The following is a 25,798-nucleotide window of genomic DNA, read 5'->3' as shown; positions in this document are numbered from 1 at the left end:
CTTTCCTATGGGGGAACGGTGAGCTTCCTCGCTCGTTTCACTCCCTGCGGGATCTCACCTAGTTCCTTCTCCCATGGGAGTCTCGCCATTTCCCCACCAACCCAGCCACGGGAGAATAACGGACCCTTCCAAAAGAGATTGCTCTCCTTCTAAATAGGACCTAAATGCTTCTATGACAAGTTTTTCCACACCGTGCTAGCATGAAAATAAACGCTTTATCCTATGCTTTTTTCCCAAAGCAAACGGTGTGTTAAGTGGTTTCGAGTTGCTGTTTCGGCCAGGTCCGGAGAGGGACGATGTAGACTCCTGTGGGATAAACATGGTCGGTGAGACCCCGGAAGTCGAAGACTGAGGAGGTTCAGCACATGCCCGCGGAAAGCGAAATCGTCCCCCGCAGGACCTAATTCTCACAAAAATCTCGAAACTGAGTCTTCCAGTAACGGGAGCTTAACCTCAAAATCAACACTGAAGTTTAACAAAGCCAAACTAATAAAAAGGGAAGCTTCCTAGTATGTGGAAGCTTCCCTTTTTTGGTTGGAGGGGGATGGATCCCACTCCGTTCGTAATAGACTCATTTCCATTAGGTTCCAAAACGATCCGTTCACTTTTCGATGGTCTCTAAGCAGACCATCTTTTTGAAAACCGGCTTTTTCGTAGCAGCGAATCGCCGGTTGGTTAAAATCGAATACCCCAAGGGCAACCTTATGAAGCTTTAGCTCCTGAAAAGCAATAGCTGTCATCTCTTGAATCATCTGTTCGCCAATACCACGGTTTTGGTGCTCTGGACTTACCAGTACCTTACCGATTCGGGCGGATTCATTTTTCTTATCGATCCTCCCTAAGGAGATGTGTCCGACGACTTCATTGAATTCAGGATCCCATGCTTTATACACCAAGCGGTCCGGCTGGCTGGTATAGGAATCAAGCTGCTTGTGGTCCAGAGGGAATTCAAAAATAGGGCCTCCCCATTTCATCAAGAAGTCTGCTGAAGGAATCCAATCAATCAGCTGGTCAAAATCTTCGTTTGAAAAATTCTGTAATTCAATCAACTTGTTTCACCTCTAGCTTTTTATATTTCCATCCTTTTCTTGCCTTTCTAAATCCTTCAAAGATGTCTATCCCTGAAAAAACCACAGCTGTGATTATAACAGTTAATCGAGCCCACTGTGTCACGTTTGATAAATCGGTCTGGAGAGTTGCTTCAAGCTCTGTGACAGCGGCTGGATTAAACAGTTCAGGATGACTGATCATCAGACTTACAAGAACAACCCAAAGCACATTATACAGCGTATTAATAACAGCCAGTTTCATTGTCCATTGTTTTAAAAACCACTTATAAATGATTAATGCGAGAGCACTTCCCACTAGTAGAGAAATATAAGGCCAAAAGGAAGTCAGAAGGCTTTCGTTGAAGATGGGGGATACCTTATTCGGATCTTCACCATTTTCCTGTTTATATATTGCGATAAGGCTTGAGGAATTCAGGTAAACGGTAACGGCAATGGCTGTCCAGAGCAGGCCTCCTGCCAGTTCCCAATTTGATATCAATCGATTTTTTGGAATAGCGGGCTTATTTTTCAACTGATCCGGGGTCCAGGCTTTTCCAAACGGTACTTCTTCTGAGTTTGTGGTCCGTTCGATTACTACAAAAATGAGTGTAATCCAGAAGACAGCTTGAATGCCGGCTCCCACTGCTGTGAACGAGGCTTGAATCATAATAGATAAGACAATGGTAAGCATGCTTGTATCTCCAGAAAAAGAAAGAATTTCGCCGGCCACTACGGAAATGATTGCAATTATTATAATAATAGGAAGAACGAGCTTTAAAACGTTTAAATATTGCTCATATAATGCAGGGCCAATTAAATAGGAAGGCCGATCACTATATCGCCGGGCAAGTACAGCCGGGTCGCCAAGATTGGTCAGCACGAGTCTGATATCTTTTTCTGATGGATGATCAGGCAGCATATCCTCTATGGTTGATTGAAGCTCAAGAGCAACATCTTCTTGCATCTTCTCCGGGAGTCTTCGCGTGACCTCATAAACATACCGTTTAATTAAGTCCATCCATTTCCTCTCCTTGTAATAAATTATGAAGTTGTAAAGAAGTTCTTTCCCATTCTGTTTTCAGCTCACTAAAGATCTCCTCGCCATAATCACTCAAGACGTAATATTTTCTGGGCCGGCTTTCGGATGTATCCCACGTGCTGGTTACTAATTCCTGCTTCTCCAGTCGTCTGAGCAAAGGGTAAAGGGTACTTTGGTCAATAACAATACCTGAGGTTTCCAAACGCTGAACAAGCGAGTATCCATATTGAGGAGACTTTAATTGACTGAGCACAGCAAGCGTCAGAGACCCTCTTCTCATTTCAGTAATTAAGGAATTTAACAATTTACTCAATGAGCCACCTCGCTCTCTTTATAGTGTATATCATACACCATTGTATGACATATAACAATGACTACTTTAAAGCAGTTACGGAACTTAAGCCCTTTCGCTTTAAAGTGGCAAAATTTTTTAGTTTCTTAAACGAGCTGTTCAATGATACAGTAGATTAGGAGTTTTAAGAATGAAGTGAGGAGGGAGCTTAGTGGCTGACCAGGAAAACAATGAAGTCATAGATGAAGCATTAGGAGAGAAAGACATTAAACGACTGGAATTTCGAGGCGGAGTATTTGCTGCAACGATTCCTCTTGTGTTTTTCATTATTTGGGCGATTGCCCTGAGTGTCACTGAATTGGTGACAGAGCAATCCCTGGTGCTGGGAATGGTTATCGGCATCGCCATTGGTTTGTTTTTCTGTAAATCTCAATGGGCAGATTATGCTCAAAGCTTATTCTCAGGAATGGCTCAGCCCGTAGGCGTAATTGCCGTTATTGCGTGGTTTTGGGCTGGGATGTTTGCGAAGTTATTATCGGCCGGCGGGCTTGTTGATGGCCTGATCTGGTTTGGATTTCAGACCGGCTTGGAAGGTGGAGCTTTTGTGGCTATTACTTTCTTATTGGCGGCTCTGTTCGCAACGGCTGTAGGAACAGGCTATGGTACAGTAGCGACGTTCGGTGTCCTGATGTATCCGGCTGGGGTCATTTTAGGGGCGGATCCCGTGATATTGCTTGCCGCTATTTTAAGTGGTGCGGTGTTTGGAGACAATCTGGCTCCTGTATCTGATACCACCATCGTATCCGCGACTACCCAGGAAGCAGATGTTCCTGGTGTAGTTCGCTCAAGGTTTAAATACTCCATAACTGCTGCGATTCCGGCTCTTATTCTATTTATTATCTTTGGAGGCGGCGGAGAACAAGGAAGTACAGAAGTAATTAACCAGTTGCAGGCGCAAGTAGCTCCAGATGGTTTGATTATGCTGCTGCCATTTATTCTTGTACTCTATCTGGCATTGAGTGGACATCACTTGCTTACCTCACTGACATGGGGAATCGTCACTTCTATCGGACTCATTGCTCTTTCAGGTGTCTCTTTAACAAAAGTCCTTCATATTTATAAAAATGATTCAGGAGAGGCTGTTGTGGAGGGCGCCTTAATGAGTGGAATTGGCGGTTACTTTAATATGGCTATTCTTATTCTATTAATCTTAGCTGCCGCCCATTTACTTGAGGTAGCAGGTACGATGGATGTTATTAAAAGTTTCTTCCTTAGAATTATTAATAATGTGGTTCGACGGGCAGAACTTTCGATATTTGGAATCGTAGCCTTTTTAAATGTGTTTATTACAATAAACACAGCCGCAGAAATTGCTGCAGCACCCTTTGTCAGAAAGCTCGGAATAGAGATGAATATTCACCCATATCGCCGAGCCAACTTCCTTGATACGGTGACTTCATCATTAGGTTACATTTTCCCGTGGAGCGGCGGGGTGCTTCTCGCTTGGGCAACGATCCAGGGAGCTGCGGAAGAGTATGACTTCCTTCCGGTCGTTGGTCCGACAGAAGTTTTCCCGTATGTGTTTCAAGGCTGGGGGCTGCTCATCGTTATGTTTATTGCAGCTATGACAGGCTGGGGACTACGCTATAGTGGAAAAAATGGAGAAGAAGTTAAACCAACAAAACGTTCGTAACAGAAAATCCTCCCTGGGCGGCTTGCCGCAGGGAGGATTTTTTTATTGAATATGAGCTTTTACTTCTTTCATCTGATCTAAATGACGAAGCTCGTGCCAGCCGATAAATTCTACCCACTGCTCGAGATCCAGGTCTCCGAAAGAGGGATGAGGGAAAGCGCGATTCTGCAGCGTTTCCTGATCCTTATTATGAATCAGAAAATAAGTAGCTTCACGAGTATGTTCCAACCCTTTCTTTGCTTCTTCTAACGTATTAAATTCCCCTTTTGGTTTCAGTGTTTCAGGTGCTTCCACTTTATAGTCGCGATTGGTAGTTTTGTGCAGGGGCTTTTCATTTACCTGCTGCTCATCCCCCTGTTTGATCGCCTGATTCATCTGATGCACAATCATTTGTTCCATTAAGTACAAATGCTCTAAGACTTCTAAAATAGACCAGGATTTTTCGTCCGGTTTTGTGCGTGCTTGCTCGTCAGATACCTCTTCAACAAAAGCTAGTAATTCATTTCTTTTTTCATCTATTCCGTACATCTTGTAAACATCCTTTCCAAGTATAGGATATTTCGAGTTTACCATATGTAGCACCTAATTTTCCTTGATTGAATATGTAAACGGTTTTTCTTTTAATAGGAGACATAGTAAAATGATGAGAAGATTGAAAAAATTTACTTTTCTTCTTTTCTTACAAGTGAAAGGAGCACGATTAAATGCAGCACTTAGACTATCTCTATCATCCCTATGAGACCGCAAGAAATTCTACCATTGCGAAAAACGGAATGGTTGCAACTTCCCAGCCGCTTGCTTCTCAGGCTGGATTGTCCATTTTACAAAAAGGAGGAAATGCGATAGATGCAGCCATAGCAACCGCCGCCGCTCTAACGGTTGTTGAACCTACTTCCAACGGAATTGGTTCAGACGCCTTTGCTCTCGTATGGACAGAAAATAAACTTTATGGACTGAATGGGAGTGGTCATTCACCTGCCTCGATTTCTACTGAAGAAATAAAAAACCGAGGGTACGAAGAGATTCCGAAATTTGGCTTTGAGCCCGTTACTGTTCCAGGAGCACCCGGGGCCTGGGCAGAATTATCACGCCGTTTTGGAAAGCTTCCATTTAAAGATTTATTCGCTCCAGCTATTCAATACGCGGAAGAAGGATATCCAATCTCTCCTGTACTCGGGAAGTTCTGGCACATGGCTGCAGCAAAATTCCGTGAAACATTAAAAGGAGAAGAGTTCACCCACTGGTTCGATACCTTTGCCCCAGATGGCAAAGCTCCTGAAATCGGTGAGGTCTGGAAATCGGAAGGCCATGCCCATACACTGAGAAAAATAGCTGAAACCCATGCGGAAGACTTTTATAATGGAGAAACTGCAGATCGAATCGATGCATTTTCTAAACAATACGGCGGTTTTATTTCTAAAGAAAATTTGGCCAGCTATCAACCGGAATGGGTAGATCCTATTTCCGTGAACTACCGTGGCTATGACGTGTGGGAAATACCGCCGAACGGCCAGGGTCTTGTGGCACTTTCAGCTTTGAACATGCTGAAAGGTTTTGACATACTTGAAAAAGAAAGTGATTCTACATATCATAAGCAGATAGAAGCCATGAAGCTCGCTTTTGCAGACGGAGAAAAATACATCGCTGATGCCTCTTCTATGGAAGTAGGCATCGATGATTTATTAAATGATGATTATTCAGCTGAACGCAGATCTTCTATTACAGAAGAAGCTGAAGTGCCGGAAGCGGGCGTACCCCCGAAAGGTGGAACCGTGTATCTGGCTGCCGCGGACGGGGAAGGGAATATGGTATCGTTTATTCAGAGCAATTACATGGGATTCGGATCTGGATTAGTGGTGCCTGGCACTGGTGTTGCTCTGCAAAACCGGGGGCATAATTTTACTATGGAACCAGGGCACGCGAACTCACTTGAAGGAAACAAAAGATCTTATCATACCATTATCCCCGGTTTTTTAACGAAAGGAGACCAGCCCGTCGGACCATTTGGTGTCATGGGCGGATTTATGCAGCCCCAAGGGCATGTGCAGGTCGTCATGAATACGGTTGATTTTCATTTAAACCCACAGGCCGCGCTTGATGCTCCCCGCTGGCAGTGGATGAAAGACAAGACAGTGTGGGTAGAGCCGAACTTTCCTAAACATGTTGCCGAAGCTCTCGCGCGCCGTGGACATGACATCAGCGTGCAGCTGGAAACAGGTGCTTTCGGGAGAGGCCAGCTCATATGGCGTGATCCAGAAACGGGAGTTTTATATGGCGGCACTGAATCAAGAACAGATGGCACGATCTCCGCTTACTGAAGGAAAGAGGAGAGTCGGATTGGAAGGAGAGGAGAAGAAATGCAGCAATGGAATCTCTTTATAGCCTTTTTTCGTGTGGGAATGCTCGGTTATGGAGGAGGTCCTGCTTCCATTCCGCTGGTCCATAAAGAAGTGGTTGAAAAATATAAATGGCTCTCAGACGATGAATTTGGCGATGTGCTGGCATTAGGTAACTCGCTGCCAGGTCCTATTGCTACGAAAATGGCCGGGTACATAGGTTATCGTGTTTCCGGAATCATAGGAATGTTAAATGCAGTATTAGCGACCATTCTTCCTACGATTGTGATTATGATCGTCCTAATTATTTCCTTAAATAGTTTGCGTGATCAGCCCTGGGTCAATGGCATGACACAAGCTGTTGTCCCGGTTGTAGGAGTTATGCTTGCCAAGCTGACTTATGATTTTCTGAAAAAAGCTCAGGGGAGTCTGGGCTGGGTGGTCTCACTATCTCTTGGGGTGGGCTCTCTTTTACTGATTGAATGGATAGGCCTGCACCCTGGCCTGCTTATCTTTGCGCTATTAATGTACGCTTTACTTAAGCCTGTTAAAGATAAGTCTAATTTAAAAAGTCAGGAGCAGTCGTCATGATCTTATGGAAACTATTTGTTGCTTTTTTTATACCTGGAATAGTCGGTTATGGTGGAGGTCCTGCTTCCATCCCTCTGGTAGAAAATGAGGTTGTGGGGCGATTTGAATGGATGAGTGTGACGGAGTTCAGCGAAATGCTTGCTATGGCGAATGCGCTGCCAGGGCCGATTGCAACGAAAATGGCTGGTTTTATCGGCTATCAGCAGGCGGGTGTCCTGGGGGCAGTGGTCGGTGTCTTTGCCACAGTTGCTCCATCGCTTATTTTAATGATTGTCCTATTGAGTTTCCTATATAAATTCAAGGATTCTCCTAGGGTCAAGCGGATGACTAACTTAATCCGCCCGGCAATTGCCGTGCTTCTTGGGATTATGGCCTATCAGTTTTTCTGGAATTCCTATGAATCAACAGGTTTCCTGCAAACGGCGATCCTTATCGTTGCGAGCTTCTTACTACTGGAAAAAGTAAAGCTGCATCCTGCCTTTGTAATCCTTGGATCTCTCATCTACGGCGCCTTATTCTTAGGTTGACCAAAACGAATTAATAAACAAAAGGGCCGGATTGTGTAAGGCTCTGGACCGAGATAAATTGGGATCCTTTACGATATAAGGGAGGGGGCTGGTGGGGAAATAACACCTCTTGTTCCATCACCTAGACACTCGAGACATAAGCCGCTCATCAACGGATTGAAAAACCGCAATCTTTTTGATGGTCAGCTTATGTTGGTCGTGTCTTTCAGGGTGATTCCACATTTCCCCGCCAATCCAACTTTATTAGGGCAAACGACACCATTCTAAAGAGAGTATCCTTTCCTCATTACCCTGACTGAAATGCTTATATAACAGGCTATCTCGCATAGTTCCAACATGAAAAAAAGTATATACGCCCATGTGGTTTTTACTTCTCAAGCGGATGAAAAACGAACAAGTTTCGAGTTTCTGATTTGGCCAGGTCCGGAGGGGAACGGGGAGACTCCTGTGGGGTAAACATGATCGTTGAGACCCCGGAAGTCGAAGCCTGAGGAGGCTCAGCACAGAAGAGGTTCGACTAAGAACGCTACGTCGTGTGGCAACGTCGAACGACCCTGCGTCGTGCAGGGCCGGAAAGCGAGTTCGTTCCCCGCAGGACCTAATTCTCTCACTAGATATCTCGAAACTGAGTCTTCCACAAACGGGAACGTATCTGTAATAATCGACAGAGATTTAAGGTAGTACAAGAACTCATAGCTTCCAGACTCTCTTTAATCCTCAGTCCAGCAAAATTCCCCTGGGTGAAGAAGGAGTACCATAGGAGTAGAGCGAATATCCTGCATAGGAATCAATTTTGATTAAAAAGGGAGAGGAAAGAATGAGCAAATACTCCATTGAACAATTTATAAGAGAAACAAAGCAGGACGATGCCGAAAATGAATACTTTGAGTTGGAAACACCGCGGATTCTGGAAGTAAACTTAACGGATCAGGTATGGGCGAAAGCGGGCTCTATGATCTCCTACAACGGGCAAATCAAGTTCGAAAGAGAAGGGTTTCTTGAGCACGGCGTAGGCCGCTTTATGAAGAAAGCGATGAGCGGGGAGGGTAGTTCCCTTATGAAAGCTACCGGACGCGGCAGCCTTTATTTAGCCGATCAAGGTAAAAAAATTACCATTCTAGAACTGGATAATGAAGAAATCACCGTAAACGGCAATGATCTTCTAGCCTTTGAGCCAGGCGTGGATTGGGATATTCAACTGATGAAAAAAGTGGCTGGAATGATGTCTGGCGGGCTGTTCAACGTCAAACTGCAGGGAAGAGGAAAAGTAGCGATCACTTCTCACTACGAACCGCTCACGATCATGGTGCGTCCAGGGCAGCCAGTGATCACTGATCCGAATGCGACGGTAGCCTGGTCGGGGCATCTGCAGCCAGAATTTCGAACAGATATCAGTTTTAAAACCATCATTGGCCGGGGAAGTGGAGAATCGATCCAAATGGAATTCAATGGTGATGGCTTTGTCATCGTCCAGCCGTTTGAAGAAGTCAGCACTTCAGGAGATCGCGGCAAATAAGGGTTTGTCGAATGAGAAAAACCTTAAAAATAGACGGGCATTTTTTAAAGGGAATCTGAATAGGATAACAAAACGAGAGCTGAATATGTTTTTTCCAAAAAAATTCAAGCTTCATCCTTTACTTCACTGCTAAAACATTGTAAGATATGAAATAACTTAAAAATAAATAACGGAAACTTCTTATCCAGAGAGGCGGAGGGACTGGCCCTTTGATGCCCGGCAACCATCGAATCAATCTAAGGATTGACGAGAACGGTGCCAATTCCTGTAGGATGGTGACATCCTAAGAGATGAGAGGATCGTACGGACTATTATACGACCCCTTTTCTTGGATAAGAAAAGGGGTCTTTTCGTTGTCATATACCCGTAAAGGCTCTCGATAGAAGTTGCGTTAAAAGGAAAGGACAGATGAGAAATGGCAAAGGCAATTTTTGGAGCAGGGTGTTTCTGGGGAGTAGAAGCATTCTTTGAAAAGTTTGAAGGCATCACATCCACACGTGTAGGTTATATTGGCGGGGACTTGGATAATCCTTCCTATGAACAGGTTAAAACGGGGAAAACGGGTCACGCTGAAGCGGTGAAAGTAGAATACGACCCGACTGTAATTACTTATTCTGAACTCGTAAATATCTTTTTTGAAACCCATGATCCAACGTCTAAAAACCGTCAGGGTGCCGATATCGGTCACCAATACCGCTCTGCGATTTTTTACAACGATGCCAGTCAAAAGTATATTGCAGAAGAAAAGATTAAAGAGTGGGATGAAAAAGGTACATTCAAGCGTCCGATCGTTACTGAGGTCGTTCAGTCCACCACTTTCTATGAAGCGGAAGAGCATCACCAGAAGTATTTACAGAAAAATGGTTCGGTAGCATGCGGAATCGGCTAAATAAATCTTTCCTTAGCAGGCGCTCAGAGTGTTTACTCTGAGTGTTTTTTTATGAACGAAAAGTTAGGCGCGGGACTTGGAAGGGAAAACAGTGAACGGAACGAAAAGAGAGAGTAAGAGGAAGATTTCATGAAGGGGGGAGCAGATTTGCTATGGATCAATGAATCGATAGTAATCATCATGTGTATTTTTATGGTGGCAGGGGCTTTGGATTACTATGTACTTAATCAGCGATTATCGTTAGGGAAGCATTTCTATGATGCCTTTATGATGATGGGGCCGCTAGCCCTATCCATGGTAGGGATCATTTCGCTCGCCCCCGTCTTATCAGAGATCACTGCACCTGTCATTAGTCCAGTCTTTAGAGATATGGGCGCTGATCCCTCCATGTTTGCTTCTATGATTTTAGCGATTGATATGGGAGCCTATTCCCTCTCAGAAGCTTTAGCCTTAACAGATGAAGCGGCTGTATTTTCCTGGGCATTTTTAGGAACCATGATGGGACCGACCCTCGTCTTCACTATACCGGTCGCCCTTACCATCATTCAAAAAGAAGACCGGCCTTACTTCGCAAAAGGAATTTTAATCGGAATTGTAACAATCCCTGTGGGCTGCCTGGCAGGAGGTGCGATCGCAGGATATGAATGGTTGTGGATGCTGCAGAATCTAATGCCGGCGCTGTTTCTCTCCGTCTTTATCGGAGTGGGTTTATGGCTGTTCACAAATGGGGCGATACGTGTATTTGCCTGGTTTGGAAAAGGGGTTGAAATCCTAATTATTACGGGACTTGTCGCCATTACGATTGAAACGCTCACCGAATTCACCCTTATCTCAGGATTGGCTCCTCTTTCTGAAGGAGTCTCTATTGTAGGTAGAATTACAGTTACCCTTGCCGGTGCTTATCCTTTGATTGCTTTTTTGAATCAAAAAGGAGAAAAGTTATGGAATCGGTTGAGCAATAAGATCGGTTTAAATGCTTCAGCTATGACCGGCCTGCTCGCTTCTCTTGCCCATCACTTACCGATGCTTGCTATGATGAAACACATGGATCGCCGCGGGAAAGTTGTTAATTCAGCTTTTGCCGTAAGCGGTGCTTTTGTGCTGGGCAGCCACTTTGCTTTTGTAGCAGGAGTTGAAAAAGATATGATCGTTCCAGTGATAACTGGAAAGCTGACCGCAGGAGGACTTGCTGTATGTATAGCTTTATTTTTAACAAGGGGAACTGAGCAAATCCCTTTAACCAAGTAAACAACTAGGTTATAATCGACGTGAATCAAACCATAAAGGAGTTTTTTCTTGTGAAGACAGAAATGAAAGAGCGCTACAACGAATACATTGAAAAATTCAAAGCGACGGCTCCTGAAGATGTGCAAAAGAAAATGAAGCAGGCCATTCAAGAATTGGAGCAGTCTTCTGACGGGAAGGGTCTCGCTGAAGGCGAAAAAGCTCCCAACTTCAACCTTCCTGATGCGAAGGGAAATTCTATAGAATTATACAAACAGCTGGAACAAGGACCTGTTATTCTGACGTTTTACCGGGGAGGCTGGTGTCCTTATTGCAATATGGAACTCCGGTCTTATCAGGAAATCCTGGGTGATATTCACGAAAACGGTGGCGAATTAATTGCTATCAGTCCGGAATCACCTGATCATTCTTTATCCACGACCGAGAAAAATGATCTACAGTTCCATGTCGTAAGTGATGTCGGAAATGAAACAGCCAATCAGTATAATCTCGTTTATCAGCTGCCGGATTACCTTGTTGAAGTGTACAAGGATAAAGGACTGAGAGTAGACGAGCATAACGGTGATGAAACGTGGACACTTCCTGTTTCTGCAACTTATGTGATTGATCAGGACGGAACGATTGTTTATGAATATACGAAAGAAGATTACAAAGATCGCGCAGAGCCTTCAGAAGTACTGGAGCAATTAAAGAAAGTGCGAGTATAATCAAAAAGCACAATCTCAGTTGAGTCGAGATTGTGCTTTTTTAAATCTTATGAAAAGGCATCGTTGATTTTACATAAGCAAGTTATTACACTAAAGGGCCGTATAGTTGAAGACTCAGTTTCGAGATATTTTGTAGAGAAAGGGGCTCCAGGGAACGACTCGCTTTCCGCGGGCATGTGGTGAGCTTCCTCAGGCTTCGCCTTCCGGGATCTCACCGATCATGTTCATCCCGCAGGAGTCTTCGCCGTTCCCTTCCGCCCCTTTGCGATCATTGAGAGCTCAAAATTGTCTGCATAAACGCCTTCCAATGAACAAGGATCATCTATGATTCACACTGGTCTTTACGTGTGTTTAGCTATAGAAACCCTGTTATATAAGCATTGGAAGCAGATGTGGCATGGCTTCTATCTCCTATAGCAGGGTCCGTTCACAAGAAATGGCTGGGTTGGTGGGGAAATGGCGAGACTCCCATGGGAGAAAGAACTAGGTGAGATCCCGCAGGGAGTGAAACGAGCGAGGAAGCTCACCGTTCCCCCATAGGAAAGCGAGTTATTTCCCCACCAGCCCTCTTCCAAATAGAGTAACGGTCCCCATTTATCTCGAAACTGAGTCTTCCAGTAAGGGGAGCTTATCTCTAATAAGTAACTCGGAGATTTAGCAGAGCCTTATAAAGTGAGTAGCGGGTTATTTTGTGTATTTGTTAGCGTAACTGCTGGCTACAATCGAATCTGGCTTAATTTTTGGTTCGATTCCGAGTGATTCAATCCGCGCTACCATTTCATTTACATACACTCTTGTCCGGTTCCGCTCTCCTGAACCAATGTCGATATGCCCTTCCATGGTAAACGTAGCGCCTTTATAAATATGAGGCAGAATAATATCAATCATTTCCGTTTTCTTTTCTTCTGTAAACAAAGCAGCGACTCGTTCGGTAAGTGATGTTTCATAAGAGATGCGTTCATGCAGCGTAGTCATTTTACGTCTAATAAGCTCCTTGCAGAAACAAGCCCAGGCTCCTTTTCCTACACGCTGAATGACGATTCCAGTAATAAAAATGGTGTGAGAAGGGTGGATTTGAGAATCAGTACCAAGCATTAAGCGGTAGTTTCCGAGCGGTTCCTTATTCATAAAGGTCAGAATATGATTAAATACTTGATCAAAGTCCATCTTTTTGTGGGTTATGTTTTGGAACATATGCTTCTTTTCCATCTCAGTCACCCCTTTTTTAGCATTTATCGGCAGAAGCCTCCCTCTTCAAGCACTGTGTCGAAGACCGGTGGTAAGGGGGAGATAAATGCCGTCGTCAGGCGAAGGTTTTCGTTTTCTATTCTTAAGGCTATATGCTATACTAAAACGAGAACATATGTTCCTATATGGAGGTGGAAATGGTGACGCACAAAGCTTATAAATTTCGCATTTATCCTAGTAAAGAACAAACAACGTTAATTGCTAAATCCATCGGATGTTCACGTTTTGTGTTTAATCATTTCCTCGCCGAGTGGAACAATGCCTACAAACGTTCTGGTAAAGGTTTGTCTTATGCAAAATGCAATAAACAACTTACACAAATCAAACAAGATTTCCAATGGTTAAAAGAAGTTGATAGTACAGCTCTGCAAAATTCGTTGAGGAATCTTGCAGCTTCTTTCGATCGTTTTTTTAAGAAACTTAACAATAGACCGAAGTTCAAGTCTAAAAAGAATAGAAAGCAATCTTATACCGCTCAATACAACAAAGGTAATATCCGAATCGTCGGTAATAAAGTGAAGCTACCAAAGGTAGGCTGGGTGCTGTTTGCTAAGAGTCGTGAAGTAGAAGGGCGTATTTTAAGCGCAACTGTTAGTCGGAATCCTTCAGGTAAACATTTTGTTTCTATTCTTATTGATACAAAAGTCGAGAGACTTCCTAAAACCAACTCCTCTGTTGGTATTGATCTCGGATTGAAAGACTTCGCTGTTCTCTCGAATGGCCCCACCTATGAAAACCCACGATACCTACGTAAGACCGAAAAGAAACTAGCAAAAGCTCAACGTATCCTTTCCCGAAGGGAAAAGGGATCTTCGAATTGGCATAAGCAACGGATTAAAGTAGCCAGACTCCACGAAAAGATTACGAACTCTCGCAAAGATTATCTGCATAAGATTTCTACCGAAATCATCAAAAACCACGATGTAATCGGGGTAGAAAATCTCCAAATTTCCAATATGCTCAAAAACCGAAAACTATCCAAATCGATTAGTGATGCGAGTTGGTCGATGTTCACTACTATGCTCGAATACAAAGCAGAATGGTACGGAAAACAATTGATACCCGTATCGAAAATTTTTGCGAGTTCGCAACTGTGTTCCTATTGTGGATACCAAAACGGTGAGGTGAAGAATCTCGCTGTTCGAACGTGGGATTGCCTGAATTGTGGCAGCCACCACAACCGCGATCTAAATGCGAGCTTCAATATATTGAAGGAGATTCAAAGGATCCTTCCAACCGTCGGTGCGACGGGGCTAGCCTAATCATTTGAACGAACCGTTAGGTTTGTGCTCTTAGGAATCCCCCTACTTCAAGGAGCGTCAGCGAGTAAGTGGGGGTAGTTCAATTAAGCAAGGATATGAAGTGCTGCCTTCCTTGTTTTAAGATATTCATCAGCTCTTACTCGAATGCAGATTCAGGAAAGGTGCCGAAGTAATTTCACTTTATCACGGATATAACGGGAGTATCCCTCCTTTATTATAAAAATATGTAAGAATTTAATGAAGATTAGTAAATGCCAGGGGCTAAATAGATGTTAATAGCCCTAATCTTTAAGAGACACGATTCTTTTGAAACAAGCTAAAGATAATTATAAATAGCAGGATTATGACAAAAGCACCTGTAACAAATTTTATGAGGGAGTCGTCCTGATAGGCAAAGATGGCTCCGTAGCCCCATATAAAAACGAGAGGAAACCACGTGTCTTTCTGAATAAAATAGAAGGCAATCGCGATAAGTCCTCCTACTGCAAGAATGAAAGCGGACCAGCCCAGTTCTCCAATAGCAAATAACTCTTGTACACCGTTTGCTTTCAACACGACAAAGGTATTAACAATGGTGGCGATAGACGTCCAGGCAAGATAAATCGAAAATGGAGTTCTGTACTTTTTGGTGGAGAGGTTCAGTCCTTGAATGATCGAATAAACCACACATAGGGTAAGCAATGATAAAGAAATGAACAGAAGGGAAGGGGTGGTTTCTACAATAACGGTGGTTCCTGATAGGATCATACTTAAAGGAAACCAGAGACCTATTCGATTGACGACAAGATCGAGCTCTTCGTTAGCAAAGAAGGATTTCATAATAAAGAAAAAAAGCAGAAGGTAAATAACGATCCAAATGGAAAAGGCAAACGGGGCTGGCATCACGTACACATTAGCGGTGGAGGGCTGCATGAAATTTCGCGACAAGAAGAAGGAAGCTGTAAGCAGATAAATAAAACTCGCTAAATTAATTAACTTCAAACCAAGCAGTCTCATGTGATGATCTCCTTTATTCTATGTTGTTCATCTCGCTGCCGATGGACAGCAGGGTGCTAGTACATTGTATGTCTCCATTTGCATTAAATGACAGGAGGATGCAATCACATCTCTGTTTGGTTAGAGGTTTCTCTCTTTATATTCTTTTATTGCTGCACGGATAGCTTCCGTATATTCGTTAAAGGCTTCTGTTTGATTGGAAACTTCATTTCTAGAGCGGTAGCTAATATTTCCATTTTCAAAAAAAGCTTTTCTTTGCGCTCTTGTTAATTCCAACTGAACACCCTCTCCGGTTTTGGTTTTATTCACGATATTATTTGGATGGTCGCCGTCTAGATGCTCGGGAGCTTCTTTCACATGGAATCCACTTGACTTTAAATGCTTGGAAATTAAGCCTCTTAAATTCTCGTTTAAACCTCCTAATAGTGTTTTTTTCTCTTCCCCCACAGCCCCATGGAAAGAAATATGAATCGAGGCTTTTTGCGCCATAGTAAGAGCCTGAGGTTCATCAAAATTTACAGAGGTTATATGTAAATTATTAAAATTTCCCGAACTCATTTTACCTTTAAATGTATAATAGCTGTATTCTTCGCCGGCAAGAGCGTCTGCGAGCTGAGAAGTGGCCTGCTCAATTCCTCCACCGTGTATGGCACTTACTAATACACGGCTGTCTGGAGATTCGCGTTGTTCTATTTCCCAATCTTCGCCTTCTTCGTATACGTCAGATAACTCCGTGAAGGTGCAGAATCGATCCCCTTCTGCTGGACACTCTACGGAAGAAGCGCTCCTGCTGAAACTGTGGTTCTGGAGTAGTAGAGTTATGGCAGCGACTGAAGCAGCAAGCGTAACCGCTCCAATGATCAATTTGGTTTTTAACATTTGAATCACTCTTTCCTTACAGCGTCCATGTTTATTACTAGATCTTGAGTTAATACCGAATAGGTTCAAATAACCTCCATAAAAACAGGAACCTTCCTTTATGAGGAAAAGTTCCTTTTCTACTGAACTATAATATGAAAATCCAGACGAGAATGATAGTGAGGACAAAAGTAATGGAATAAATCACAGTAAGCATAGGTATGCTCGAATTTTTAGTTTCGTTTTTCAGGCTCTCCGTTTCATTTTTGGAGGAGCTTTCCTTTTCCTGTTTTGTCATTTCTTTAGCGATAACAATTGTGCTGACAAGGGCTATGATGGAAACGACGATCACCACTGTATAATAAATCGGGTACATAGATATCCGCTCCTATCATTCATACTTACTTATATTATAAATTATGTTGAGGTTTGCCGCGAAACATACATGCTTTCCAGTATGCTTTAATGAAGGTTTCTTTAAAATAACAATGCATTTTTTTACCTTTCATGATGGTAAAATTATTCCCGAGAACGCCTTTGTTAAATCTAAAGAATCAGATTCGTTCCTTTGCTTATCCTGGTTATTGTTTTTTTGAGGTAGAGGCATGAGCAGCAGATAGGCTTACCATAGCCAAATAACGATCCCCCCACCCGTCTGACGGCTAGGGGGATCATTGCGGACCTTAATGTTAATGTTCTACAACGGTCTTTTTCTCGCTGGATGTTTCATGATCTGTCTGTTTTGCCCGTTTAACGAAAAGGGAAACGAGAAATCCGATAGCAGCTAAAGAAAAGGCAATAAAGTAGACCAGTTCAACACCAGCTACAAGTGCTTGACTCATGACCGCTTCAGATTCTGGATTTTGCGCATTATTTAAATAGCTTTCTTCTCTGGTGGTCATTAAACTGATAAATACCGCCACCCCTACAGCTCCGGATACGGGCTGCAAAGTATTCATAATCGCCGTACCGTGAGGGTAGAGGCGTTTCGGCAGCTGGTTCAATCCGTTCGTCTGAGCAGGCATCATAACGGCCGAGATGGAAAGCATGAGCAATAGGTAGCTAAGTACGATCCGCCAAATCGGTGTATCCATACTTACCTGGCTCAAGGAAAACAAGGTTCCCATTAGGATAGCCGTCGCTGGAATAATCAACAGTCTGGGACCAAACTTATCAAAAAGTTTTCCCATTACTGGAGACATGAGTCCATTCAACAAAGCTCCAGGTAACAGAATAAGTCCAGCTGTTGCAGCAGGTATAGCGAGTGGTCCCTGCATATACATGGGCAGAATGATTTCAGAGGAAAACATAGAAACCATAACAATGATGAATAACACAAGGCCAATGGTGAACATCGGATATTGGAATACACGTACGTCAAGAAGCGGTTCTTCCAGTTTCAGCTGGCGAATTGAAAAGAAGACGAGGGATACAGCCCCCGCGATAATCATAGCCAGCACCTGGGGATCAAGGAAACTAGCTTCTCCTTCTCCAGCCGAACTAAATCCAAGTACGATCCCGCCAAATCCAACAGTAGAAAGTACAATGGAAAGAATATCGACTTTGGGCTTTGTAACTTCTCCTACATTTTTTAAGAACTTATAGGCGAATGCAATCGAGAATAGAGCAAATGGAATAACGGTAATGAACAAATATCTCCATCCTAAATACTCTACGATAATTCCTGATAATGTTGGACCAATCGCAGGCGCAAACATTATGACAAGTCCAATCATACCCATAATCGCCCCTCGACGTTCAGGTGGAAATAGCAGCAGGAAAGTATTAAATATAATCGGAATTAATAATCCTGTTCCAACCGCCTGCAGCAGTCTGCCAGCAAGCAGAACACCAAACGAAGGAGCAGCGGCACAGATCAAAGTCCCGATCGTAAAGATAGTCATTGTGCCAAGAAACATTTGTCTCGTAGTAAACGTTTGAAGCAGCAGGGCGGAGACGGGGATTAGTATTCCCATTACTAGCATAAAGCCGGTAACCATCCACTGCACCACAGGGGCGGTAATATTAAATTGTTCCATTAATGTCGTCAAAGCAATATTCAAAAGCGTTTCATTTAAAATAGCAAAGAACGCTCCAATAATCAGTGAAATCATAACGGGTTTTACATTAAACTCAGGGTCATCAGCTAAAAACTCATACTTAGTTTTATCGTCCACAGTAAGCCTCCTTTATTAACAGTCACAACCTATTATTATAAAGGAAGAAATGAGGGAGCGATAGTAAAAGTACTTTACGCCTACATATGTTCAGGAGCCTCAATACCAAGCAGATTTAGCCCGTCTTTTAGAACAACGGTAAAGACGTAAATAAGGGTTAAGCGGGCATTCTGCTGGTCTTTTTGTAAAATTTTGGTGTCCGCATAATACTTGTTAAAAGCCTTAGTTAGCTCAAGCAGGTATTTGGCGATTAGGGATGGGTCATAATTCGTATTGGCTTTGAGAACAATTTCTGGGTAATGGCGGATCCATTTTACAAGCGGCCAGGCAGCTTCTTCCATGAGAGAAACGTCTGCTTTTTCTATATGAAATTCTCCTTTTTCAAGGAGAGAGCGTCCTCTCACATGAGCATACTGCAGGTAAGGAGCAGTGTTTCCTTCAAAAGTCAGCATATCTTCAAGTGAGAACTCCACATCATTGCGGCGGTCATGCTTTAGGTCGTGGAAAATAACAGCTCCGACACCTACTTGTTTCGCAATTTCCTGCTTGTTTTGTAATTCTGGATTTTTCTTCTCAATATTAGAGGCAGCTTGTTGAATAGCTTCATTCAATACTTCTTCAAGCAAAATCGTTTTTCCCTGACGTGTAGACATTTTCTTTCCACCCGTAAGCATCATACCGAATGAAATATGCTTCAGCTGATCTGCCCAGTCAAAGCTAAGTTTGTGTAATACATGCTTCACTTGTTCAAAATGTAACGATTGTTCGTGTCCCACGACATAAAGAGCCTGATCAAAATCATAGGTTTGATAGCGGTCAATGGCAGCTGTTAAGTCTCGAGTAGCATAAATGGAAGTTCCATTACTTTTCTGGATCATGCAGGGCGGAAGCTCCTCTTCATCAAGACGGACCACTTGGGCGCCCTCGGATTCTTCAAGCAATTGGTTTTCTTTTAGCAACGCCACTGAATTGTCCATTTTGTCATTGTAGTAAGCTTCTCCTCGAGTGAGATCGAACTCAATACCAAGCAGTTGATAAATTTTATCAAATTCTTTCAGGGATACATTCTTAAACCATTTCCAGAGCTTTAGCGCTTCCTCGTCCTGATTCTCCAATTTTTTAAACCATTCACGTCCTTCATCAATTAAGGATGGATCGTCCTTTGAAGCGTGATGAAACTGAACATAAATTTTCGTGAGTTCCTTTAAAGGATCCTCTCTTACCTTTTCTTCACTTCCCCAATGCTGATACGCAGCAAGAAGCTTCCCAAACTGTGTCCCATAGTCACCTATGTAATTAATTTTAACGGTTGTATAGCCGCATTTTTCAGCGAGATTCGAGAGAGCATTTCCAATAACCGTGGAACGAAGGTGTCCCATAGAAAAAGGTTTGGCGATATTTGGTGCAGACATATCCAGTACGATTGTCTTCCCTGTGCCGAAGGAGTGGCTTCCATAAGAGGATAGATCGGTAAGTACTTGCTTAATGGTTTGCTCTGTCACAAAAGCCTGGTCTAGAAAAATGTTAATATACCCGCCTGCTGTTTGAACTTTTGCGAATAAGTCATGTTTGAGCTGCGTTGCCAGCTGAGAAGCGATCTCCTCGGGTTTTTTTCTAAGGAAAGGTGCCAGTGAAAAACAGGGAAAAGCTAAATCGCCTAGATGGGGCTTTTTGGGTATTTCAATTTTGTCGTACACCCACGCTCTCGAAAACTGTTCACCGAGAAGGTGGGATACTTGTAAAGCAAAAATGTGTTTTTCCATTGATAATTCCTCCTTCAATTAAAAAAACCTCGTCTCCTGAAAGAGACGAGGTATAAACTCGCGGTACCACTCTTATAGCTATACAGCCACTCGATGTTGTTAACGGGGGGCGGCCCCGGCCCATCCCTACTTCATTCAGGCAGGCTTCTCAAAAGTCCGGTTCACTTACGGAGCTAGGTTCAGGCTCGCACCATCCCTGAATCGCTTGACCTCTCACATAAGCTACTCTCTTTTTTCCTGGAATTTAAATAATTTTAGAAAAGTATAGCGGATGGAGGATTGATTTGCAAGATAATTATGGAATAACAATGGATGGCATGGGAAAAATATCAGGGAAATGAGGTGTGTGTTATGGACTGGATATGGAAAGCCATATTGATTATCATCGTAGGCACGATCATCCTTAGAATTGCAGGACGCAAATCGATATCTCAAATGACGCTGTCCCAGACCGTCATTATGATTGCAATCGGCTCTCTGTTGATTCAGCCGGTGGCCGGGAAAAATGTGTGGGTTACCTTCGGTGTAGGTGGAGTGCTTGTACTAACATTAATTGCTATGGAAGTTATGCAAGTGAAATTCGACTTTATGGAAAAATTTCTAACAGGAAAATCTAAGCCAGTTATCGTGAATGGTCAATTAAATGAGCAGAACTTAAAGAAAATGCGGCTGACCGTTGATCAGTTAGAAATGAAATTGAGACAGCAAAGCGTTACCTCGATTCAAGACGTAAAATCCGCGACTCTTGAGCCTAATGGTCAACTCGGTTTAGAACTGAAGGAAGATTATAAACCAGCTACCAAACAGGATGTAGAAAATGTGAGGAAGGAATTAATCGCTTTAAAAAACATGTTAGGTTCAAACAAGGCTTATCAAGCTCCTCAGACAACACAATCAGCGAACATTTTTCAAGAAGTGGAAACGAAAAAGAATCAGGCAGATATTCCAGACCGCCTGCAGTGAGTCGGTGATATCACATAGGCAGAATATAAGAAACTCTGGTTGAATCTTGATATAATAGACACAAGTTTAATTAGAGGTGAGTTATTTGAATTCATTACATTCATTAGAATCAATTCAATCGTTTATTGACCGTGAGCGATTGTCTCTTGTTTATATATCGCAGCCGAATTGTTCTGTCTGCCACTCGTTAAAACCCCAGGTGGAGGAGCTGCTGGAGGAATACCCTGGCATATCCTCTATTCACGTAGATGCAAGCGAAGTACCCGAAGCAGCGGGACAGTTTTCTGTCTTTTCTGTGCCAGCGGTCCTTGTTTTCTCTGAAGGAAAGGAATTGTTCAGAAAGGCACGCTTTGTACCACTTGGAGAACTGAATCAGCAGCTTGTGAAGTATAATCATTTTATTAATGAAAATTAAATAGGAAACAAGAACTCACGATCGCTAAAAAAGCTCGTGAGTTTTTTTATGTGGTTCAAAGTATCGTTGTCTTGGACTTAGGAAGATAGGGAGGTATGCCCCTTTGAAAAGCTTTATTAAAAGTTGTTGTGGATTTTCATGCGCGAGTTATTCCACTAAAGGGCCGGTTAGTAAGACTCAGTTTCGAGCTATGGGTTATGAGGAAGGTCCCCCTCCGGCCCTTGCCAGATCAGAAACTCGAAACCACTTAAGATATCTTCTTGATGCACAAAATGAGCATGGGAGCGTGAGGCTTTTTCATGCTATAAAGATGAGGAATAGCCTGTCATAGAAGCATTTAAGACCAGTTAAGAAAAAAAGCACACTCTCTTCTGGCAGGGTCCGTTATTCTCCTGTGGCTGGGTGGTGGGGAAATGGCGAGACTCACATGGGAGAAGGAACTAGGTGAGATCCCGCAGGGAGTGAAATGAGCGAGGAAGCTCACCGTTCCCCCATAGGAAAGCGAGTTATTTCCCCACCAGCCCTCTTCCTAATATAGTAACGGTCCTCATTTATCTCGAAACTGAGTCTTCAAGTAATGGGAGCTTATCTGGAACAAGCAATAAGGAGATTTAACCGAGTTATTGGAAAAGCTATAACCCTTGCCATGATAAGTTTTTAGAATATTTCATGAATTCATATTATTGGGTTTTATATGGGAATTCTTAAAAAATCAGATCGCAAATACAGCTGTGAGAAGCCATTATTTGCGATGAGAAGCGATGAGACGAAAATATCTCGCGCTGAAACCGTTTACACTAACTAATTGGCTCTTATAGACATCATTTGGTAAATACCCCTTGATTCAATTTTTGCCAGTGTTATGATGAAAAACGTCATAAAGAAAGCGAACAAAAAATACGAACGGGAGAGATTAACTCAAATGATCAAACAAACGATTGCTTTTCTAGGTGCAGGCTCTATGGCTGAAGCTATGATTTCAGGTATGGTTGAATCCGGGAACATTTCAGCAGATCAGATCATTGTAACCAATCGAAGTAATCAAGATCGATTAAATGAGATTAATAATAAATACGGTGTACGTACAATATTAAAAGACGATTTAGATTTCACAGAAGTGGATCAGTTCATTTTGGCTATGAAACCAAAAGATATTGATGCTGTACTTGAAGATTTACGTTATAAATTAGAACCTAATCAAGTACTTGTATCCGTGCTCGCTGGAATTTCTACTTCTTATATGGAAGACCGTCTCAATGATGGTCAGGAAGTAATTCGAGTAATGCCAAACACATCCAGTATGCTTCGTGAATCGGCAACAGCGATGTGCCCAGGACAATATACAGATATGGAAAATGTGCTGGTAGCTAAAGCTCTATTGCAGTCTATCGGCGAAGTCTTCATTATTCCAGAGGATAAAATGGATGTCTTTACCGGGATTGCCGGAAGCGGTCCTGCTTATTTCTACTATTTAATGGAGCACATCGAAGAAACTGGCCGCGCTGAAGGCATGGACCCTAAAACTCTAAGGGAAATAGGAGCCCAGACCTTACTCGGTGCAGCAAAAATGATGCTTGAACGTGAAGAAACCCCAGCGGAGCTTCGTAAAAACGTTACCTCTCCAAACGGAACGACAGCGGCTGGTCTTGACGCACTAGAACAAAGCGGCGGCGGAGAAGCGATCTCAGCAGCAATTAAAGGTGCAGCCGGACGCTCAAAAGAACTCAGTAAAGAAATAGAAGGCCTGTTAGTAGGCAGTAAATAAAACAACTCGACGCAATACGTTAAATAGGAGTGATATGTTGACTAAAGATAAAAAAAGGGTAGTTATTAAAATAGGAAGCAGTTCATTAACCAGTCTGCACGGTGAAATCAGCCGTCGCAAACTTGAAAAACTAGTAGATGAAGTTGTCCGTTTGAAGGACGATGGCCACGAAGTACTTCTTGTCTCCTCTGGTGCTGTCGCGGCAGGCTACCGCAAACTCGGCTGTCTGGAACGCCCAAGCACATTACCTGAAAAACAAGCCGCAGCATCCATTGGTCAGGGATTATTGATGGAATCCTATTCCGATCTTTTCCTTTCTAATGGGTATATTGGATCCCAAATATTAATTACACGCAGTGATTTTTCTGATGAAGATCGTTACAACAACGCTCGTAATACCATTAACGTATTGCTTGAACGCGGAATTATCCCTATCGTAAACGAAAATGACACAATCACCATCGACCGACTGAAATTCGGTGATAACGATACTTTGTCCGCTAAAGTAGCTGGACTTGTCGATGCAGATCAATTAGTAATCTTATCGGATATCGATGGTTTATATGATGCAGATCCAAGAAAAAATGAGGATGCTGAACTTCTCAATAAAGTCCACGAAATTACCCCAGAGATTGAAGCAGCAGCTGGCGACCCCGGAAGCGCCGTCGGTACAGGTGGCATGAAATCGAAGATAGATGCCTTTAAGATTTCTATGGCATCCGGAATATCATCCTTCTTAGGAAAAGCAGGTACTGACAACGTTGTTTATGATGCTGTCTACCACAATGCAAGAGGGACCTATTTCGAAACCGCACCGGAAACGGAAAATCTTGACCAAAAGAAACAGTGGATTGCTTTTAACTCCGGTCCTGAAGGCGAAGTCGTTATTGACCATCGCGCTAAAGAATCCATTGTAGAAATGAAGAGAAGCTTGCTTCCTATGAATTTGCACCACGTAAATGGACGTTTCAAAAAAGGTGCTGTTGTGCGTATTCATGATTTAGAAGGCGAAGAAATCGGTCTTGGAGTAGTTAATTACTCTTCAGAGCAAATGAAAGAAATGATTACTCTAACAGAACCTGAACTTGAATCTTATGAAAAAGCAGCGATTGAACGTAAAGATTTTGTCTGCCATTTAGACGTAGCCCTGCCTGCAGGCGTTTAAAATAATCAAGGAGGTCTTTGATGACACTAACAAAAGATAATGTGAACGTTGAAGCACAAGCGATTGAAGCGAAGAAAGCATCCAAGAGTTTAATGATTCTTTCAGATAAGGAAAAAAATGATGCTCTTCACCATATCGCAGATGTTCTGGAACGTGATTTCGAAACGATTCTTGCAGCAAATGAGAAAGATTTACGAAACGGAAGAGAACAAGGTTTTACGGAAGCATTTATGGATCGACTTTCTTTATCACAAGAGCGAATTCGTGACTTTGCACAAGGCTTACGCGATGTAGCTGAACTTGAAGATCCAACTGGTAAGAAGCTCTCAGACTGGACGCTTGAAAACGGACTGCAAGTTGAAAAGGTTACCGTGCCTCTTGGTGTAATTGGCATGATCTATGAAGCTCGTCCAAACGTGACCGTAGATGCAACTGGTCTTGCTCTTAAGTCCGGTAATGCGATCGTGTTAAAAGGCGGATCTTCAGCTATTAATTCGAACCAGGCCATCGTAGAAGTCATCCACAAAGCACTTGCGGAAACAAAAATACCTCAAGAAGCCGTGCAGTTTATAGCGTCCACAGACCGTGCTGCCACGAACCAGCTATTCACCATGAAAGAACATGTTGATGTGCTCATTCCGCGCGGAGGAGGCAAGTTGATTCAGGCAGTTGTGGAAAATGCAACGGTGCCAGTGCTTGAAACAGGGGTAGGAAACTGCCACATTTATATTGATAAAGATGCCGATGTGGAAAAAGCGATCAGCATTCTTGTGAATGCAAAAACAGATCGTCCAGCAGTCTGTAATGCAGCTGAAACACTGATTGTGCACAAAGAATGGCTTGCGCAATATAGCGATGATTTAATTGCTGCCTTGAAAAAGGAAAATATTAATGTCCATGGTGATGAGTATATCGTTGATCTTATTCCAGACGCGGTGCCAGCTGGCGAAGATGACTGGAAGAACGAATATCTAAGCACAGATATCGCTGTAAAAGCGGTCGATGATGTAATAGATGCTATCTCACACATTGAGACTTACGGTACGAAACACTCCGAAGCGATTGTCACAGAAAATCAGGAAGCCGCTGATAAATTCTTGGCTATTGTAGACGCAGCAGCGATCTACCACAATGCTTCCACTCGCTTTACCGATGGAGGTGCTCTCGGATTCGGAGCAGAGATCGGAATTTCCACACAAAAATTACATGCCCGCGGTCCAATGGGACTTCCAGCCCTTACAACTGTGAAGTTCCTCATGAAAGGCTCGGGTCAAATTAGATGAAAACGAAATGTAAGGTGAG

The 25,798-nt window shown here is 43.0% G+C and carries 24 protein-coding genes, 1 riboswitch and 1 other annotated feature; of the genes, 14 read left to right on the top strand and 10 right to left on the bottom strand.

Going from position 1 to position 25,798, the window contains the following annotated elements; all coding sequences use genetic code 11:
- Positions 1-506: 506 nt before the first annotated feature.
- Genes ACTWPM_RS18765 through ACTWPM_RS18755 form a run of 3 tightly spaced genes read right to left on the bottom strand, consistent with a single transcriptional unit; the run spans position 507 to position 2,401 of the window.
- Positions 507-1,049, bottom strand: coding sequence for a GNAT family N-acetyltransferase (locus ACTWPM_RS18765; protein WP_443134512.1), 543 nt, complete (start codon positions 1,047-1,049; stop codon positions 507-509).
- Complete coding sequence (locus ACTWPM_RS18760; protein WP_443134511.1) at positions 1,042-2,067, bottom strand: HAAS signaling domain-containing protein; 1,026 nt, start codon at positions 2,065-2,067, stop codon at positions 1,042-1,044. The genes ACTWPM_RS18765 and ACTWPM_RS18760 overlap by 8 nt, the downstream gene beginning before the upstream one ends.
- The gene (locus ACTWPM_RS18755) at positions 2,054-2,401 is read right to left on the bottom strand and encodes a PadR family transcriptional regulator (RefSeq protein ID WP_443134510.1); all 348 of its coding nucleotides are present in this window, start codon (positions 2,399-2,401) and stop codon (positions 2,054-2,056) included. Before ACTWPM_RS18755 ends, ACTWPM_RS18760 begins: the two co-directional genes overlap by 14 nt.
- Positions 2,402-2,591: 190 nt before the next feature.
- On the opposite strand from ACTWPM_RS18755, the gene ACTWPM_RS18750 reads away from it, so the two are divergent.
- Positions 2,592-4,073: a Na+/H+ antiporter NhaC family protein gene (locus tag ACTWPM_RS18750; RefSeq protein WP_443134509.1), complete on the top strand. Its 1,482-nt coding sequence runs from the start codon at positions 2,592-2,594 to the stop codon at positions 4,071-4,073.
- A 42-nt stretch (positions 4,074-4,115) separates the two neighbouring features.
- On the opposite strand, the gene ACTWPM_RS18745 is transcribed toward ACTWPM_RS18750, so the two are convergent.
- Positions 4,116-4,601, bottom strand: coding sequence for a DinB family protein (locus ACTWPM_RS18745; RefSeq protein ID WP_443134508.1), 486 nt, complete (start codon positions 4,599-4,601; stop codon positions 4,116-4,118).
- Between the two features lie 176 nt (positions 4,602-4,777).
- Here ACTWPM_RS18745 and ACTWPM_RS18740 point away from each other — a divergent pair, with 176 nt between their 5' ends.
- From ACTWPM_RS18740 to ACTWPM_RS18710, 7 genes are all read left to right on the top strand, one after another.
- Positions 4,778-6,391 (top strand): gamma-glutamyltransferase family protein, encoded by a 1,614-nt coding sequence (locus tag ACTWPM_RS18740; RefSeq protein WP_443134507.1) that lies wholly within the window; start codon positions 4,778-4,780, stop codon positions 6,389-6,391.
- A 39-nt stretch (positions 6,392-6,430) separates the two neighbouring features.
- Positions 6,431-7,000: a chromate transporter gene (locus tag ACTWPM_RS18735; RefSeq protein ID WP_443134506.1), complete on the top strand. Its 570-nt coding sequence runs from the start codon at positions 6,431-6,433 to the stop codon at positions 6,998-7,000.
- Positions 6,997-7,527 (top strand): chromate transporter, encoded by a 531-nt coding sequence (locus ACTWPM_RS18730; protein ID WP_443134505.1) that lies wholly within the window; start codon positions 6,997-6,999, stop codon positions 7,525-7,527. Before ACTWPM_RS18735 ends, ACTWPM_RS18730 begins: the two co-directional genes overlap by 4 nt.
- A gap of 817 nt (positions 7,528-8,344) precedes the next feature.
- Positions 8,345-9,043 (top strand): AIM24 family protein, encoded by a 699-nt coding sequence (locus ACTWPM_RS18725; RefSeq protein WP_443134504.1) that lies wholly within the window; start codon positions 8,345-8,347, stop codon positions 9,041-9,043.
- 177 nt (positions 9,044-9,220) lie between these two features.
- A riboswitch (SAM riboswitch) is annotated at positions 9,221-9,340 on the top strand.
- Between the two features lie 118 nt (positions 9,341-9,458).
- Positions 9,459-9,932 (top strand): peptide-methionine (S)-S-oxide reductase MsrA, encoded by a 474-nt coding sequence (gene msrA / locus ACTWPM_RS18720; protein ID WP_443134503.1) that lies wholly within the window; start codon positions 9,459-9,461, stop codon positions 9,930-9,932.
- Between the two features lie 129 nt (positions 9,933-10,061).
- On the top strand, positions 10,062-11,180 hold the full coding sequence (gene eutH / locus ACTWPM_RS18715; protein WP_443134502.1) for an ethanolamine utilization protein EutH: 1,119 nt from the start codon (positions 10,062-10,064) through the stop codon (positions 11,178-11,180).
- 50 nt (positions 11,181-11,230) lie between these two features.
- Entirely contained in the window at positions 11,231-11,884 is a 654-nt protein-coding gene (locus tag ACTWPM_RS18710; RefSeq protein ID WP_443134501.1) for a peroxiredoxin-like family protein, read from the top strand.
- Between the two features lie 684 nt (positions 11,885-12,568).
- On the opposite strand, the gene ACTWPM_RS18705 is transcribed toward ACTWPM_RS18710, so the two are convergent.
- The gene (locus ACTWPM_RS18705; protein WP_443134500.1) at positions 12,569-13,093 is read right to left on the bottom strand and encodes a ribonuclease H-like YkuK family protein; all 525 of its coding nucleotides are present in this window, start codon (positions 13,091-13,093) and stop codon (positions 12,569-12,571) included.
- Between the two features lie 176 nt (positions 13,094-13,269).
- Here ACTWPM_RS18705 and tnpB point away from each other — a divergent pair, with 176 nt between their 5' ends.
- Positions 13,270-14,394 (top strand): IS200/IS605 family element RNA-guided endonuclease TnpB, encoded by a 1,125-nt coding sequence (tnpB, locus tag ACTWPM_RS18700; RefSeq protein ID WP_443134499.1) that lies wholly within the window; start codon positions 13,270-13,272, stop codon positions 14,392-14,394.
- Positions 14,395-14,682: 288 nt separating this feature from the next.
- Here tnpB and ACTWPM_RS18695 read toward each other — a convergent pair whose 3' ends face one another.
- The 5 genes from ACTWPM_RS18695 to argS all read right to left on the bottom strand — a co-directional run bounded on the left by ACTWPM_RS18695 (position 14,683) and on the right by argS (position 20,188).
- Positions 14,683-15,390: a TspO/MBR family protein gene (locus ACTWPM_RS18695; RefSeq protein WP_443134498.1), complete on the bottom strand. Its 708-nt coding sequence runs from the start codon at positions 15,388-15,390 to the stop codon at positions 14,683-14,685.
- A gap of 120 nt (positions 15,391-15,510) precedes the next feature.
- On the bottom strand, positions 15,511-16,269 hold the full coding sequence (locus tag ACTWPM_RS18690) for a poly-gamma-glutamate hydrolase family protein (RefSeq protein ID WP_443134497.1): 759 nt from the start codon (positions 16,267-16,269) through the stop codon (positions 15,511-15,513).
- 127 nt (positions 16,270-16,396) lie between these two features.
- Entirely contained in the window at positions 16,397-16,624 is a 228-nt protein-coding gene (locus ACTWPM_RS18685; protein WP_443134496.1) for a hypothetical protein, read from the bottom strand.
- Between the two features lie 313 nt (positions 16,625-16,937).
- Complete coding sequence (locus ACTWPM_RS18680; RefSeq protein WP_443134513.1) at positions 16,938-18,362, bottom strand: MDR family MFS transporter; 1,425 nt, start codon at positions 18,360-18,362, stop codon at positions 16,938-16,940.
- 143 nt (positions 18,363-18,505) lie between these two features.
- Positions 18,506-20,188 carry an arginine--tRNA ligase gene (argS, locus tag ACTWPM_RS18675; protein WP_443134495.1) on the bottom strand — a complete coding sequence of 561 codons (1,683 nt, stop codon included), beginning with the start codon at positions 20,186-20,188 and terminating at the stop codon, positions 18,506-18,508.
- Between the two features lie 38 nt (positions 20,189-20,226).
- Positions 20,227-20,436 (bottom strand) — a binding site (T-box leader).
- A gap of 103 nt (positions 20,437-20,539) precedes the next feature.
- Between argS and ACTWPM_RS18670 the strand changes: the two genes are divergently transcribed.
- The 5 genes from ACTWPM_RS18670 to ACTWPM_RS18650 all read left to right on the top strand — a co-directional run bounded on the left by ACTWPM_RS18670 (position 20,540) and on the right by ACTWPM_RS18650 (position 25,779).
- Entirely contained in the window at positions 20,540-21,151 is a 612-nt protein-coding gene (locus tag ACTWPM_RS18670; RefSeq protein WP_443134494.1) for a DUF421 domain-containing protein, read from the top strand.
- A gap of 85 nt (positions 21,152-21,236) precedes the next feature.
- Complete coding sequence (locus ACTWPM_RS18665) at positions 21,237-21,566, top strand: thioredoxin family protein (RefSeq protein ID WP_443134493.1); 330 nt, start codon at positions 21,237-21,239, stop codon at positions 21,564-21,566.
- 922 nt (positions 21,567-22,488) lie between these two features.
- Positions 22,489-23,331: a pyrroline-5-carboxylate reductase gene (gene proC, locus ACTWPM_RS18660; protein WP_443134492.1), complete on the top strand. Its 843-nt coding sequence runs from the start codon at positions 22,489-22,491 to the stop codon at positions 23,329-23,331.
- 37 nt (positions 23,332-23,368) lie between these two features.
- Positions 23,369-24,496 (top strand): glutamate 5-kinase, encoded by a 1,128-nt coding sequence (gene proB / locus ACTWPM_RS18655; RefSeq protein ID WP_443134491.1) that lies wholly within the window; start codon positions 23,369-23,371, stop codon positions 24,494-24,496.
- A gap of 20 nt (positions 24,497-24,516) precedes the next feature.
- Positions 24,517-25,779 carry a glutamate-5-semialdehyde dehydrogenase gene (locus tag ACTWPM_RS18650; RefSeq protein WP_443134490.1) on the top strand — a complete coding sequence of 421 codons (1,263 nt, stop codon included), beginning with the start codon at positions 24,517-24,519 and terminating at the stop codon, positions 25,777-25,779.
- Positions 25,780-25,798 lie beyond the last annotated feature (19 nt).

It is taken from the genome of Halobacillus sp. K22 (genome assembly GCF_052246795.1).
Lineage (GTDB): Bacteria > Bacillota > Bacilli > Bacillales > Halobacillaceae > Halobacillus.
The sequence above is the reverse complement of the archived record's forward strand: the minus strand, read 5'-3'. Positions and strand labels throughout refer to the sequence as shown.

Excerpts from the sequence above, each read along its gene's own strand:
- ACTWPM_RS18740 (WP_443134507.1), top strand. The coding sequence starts at position 4,778 with ATGCAGCACTTAGACTATCTCTATCATCCCTATGAGACCGCAAGAAAT.
- proC (WP_443134492.1), top strand. The coding sequence starts at position 22,489 with ATGATCAAACAAACGATTGCTTTTCTAGGTGCAGGCTCTATGGCTGAA.
- ACTWPM_RS18680 (WP_443134513.1), bottom strand. The coding sequence starts at position 18,362 with ATGATTTCACTGATTATTGGAGCGTTCTTTGCTATTTTAAATGAAACG.
- ACTWPM_RS18670 (WP_443134494.1), top strand. The coding sequence starts at position 20,540 with ATGGACTGGATATGGAAAGCCATATTGATTATCATCGTAGGCACGATC.
- eutH (WP_443134502.1), top strand. The coding sequence starts at position 10,062 with ATGAAGGGGGGAGCAGATTTGCTATGGATCAATGAATCGATAGTAATC.
- msrA (WP_443134503.1), top strand. The coding sequence starts at position 9,459 with ATGGCAAAGGCAATTTTTGGAGCAGGGTGTTTCTGGGGAGTAGAAGCA.
- ACTWPM_RS18650 (WP_443134490.1), top strand. The coding sequence starts at position 24,517 with ATGACACTAACAAAAGATAATGTGAACGTTGAAGCACAAGCGATTGAA.
- ACTWPM_RS18725 (WP_443134504.1), top strand. The coding sequence starts at position 8,345 with ATGAGCAAATACTCCATTGAACAATTTATAAGAGAAACAAAGCAGGAC.
- ACTWPM_RS18685 (WP_443134496.1), bottom strand. The coding sequence starts at position 16,624 with ATGTACCCGATTTATTATACAGTGGTGATCGTCGTTTCCATCATAGCC.
- ACTWPM_RS18730 (WP_443134505.1), top strand. The coding sequence starts at position 6,997 with ATGATCTTATGGAAACTATTTGTTGCTTTTTTTATACCTGGAATAGTC.
- ACTWPM_RS18735 (WP_443134506.1), top strand. The coding sequence starts at position 6,431 with ATGCAGCAATGGAATCTCTTTATAGCCTTTTTTCGTGTGGGAATGCTC.
- ACTWPM_RS18745 (WP_443134508.1), bottom strand. The coding sequence starts at position 4,601 with ATGTACGGAATAGATGAAAAAAGAAATGAATTACTAGCTTTTGTTGAA.
- ACTWPM_RS18695 (WP_443134498.1), bottom strand. The coding sequence starts at position 15,390 with ATGAGACTGCTTGGTTTGAAGTTAATTAATTTAGCGAGTTTTATTTAT.
- argS (WP_443134495.1), bottom strand. The coding sequence starts at position 20,188 with ATGGAAAAACACATTTTTGCTTTACAAGTATCCCACCTTCTCGGTGAA.
- ACTWPM_RS18760 (WP_443134511.1), bottom strand. The coding sequence starts at position 2,067 with ATGGACTTAATTAAACGGTATGTTTATGAGGTCACGCGAAGACTCCCG.
- tnpB (WP_443134499.1), top strand. The coding sequence starts at position 13,270 with ATGGTGACGCACAAAGCTTATAAATTTCGCATTTATCCTAGTAAAGAA.
- ACTWPM_RS18705 (WP_443134500.1), bottom strand. The coding sequence starts at position 13,093 with ATGGAAAAGAAGCATATGTTCCAAAACATAACCCACAAAAAGATGGAC.
- ACTWPM_RS18690 (WP_443134497.1), bottom strand. The coding sequence starts at position 16,269 with ATGTTAAAAACCAAATTGATCATTGGAGCGGTTACGCTTGCTGCTTCA.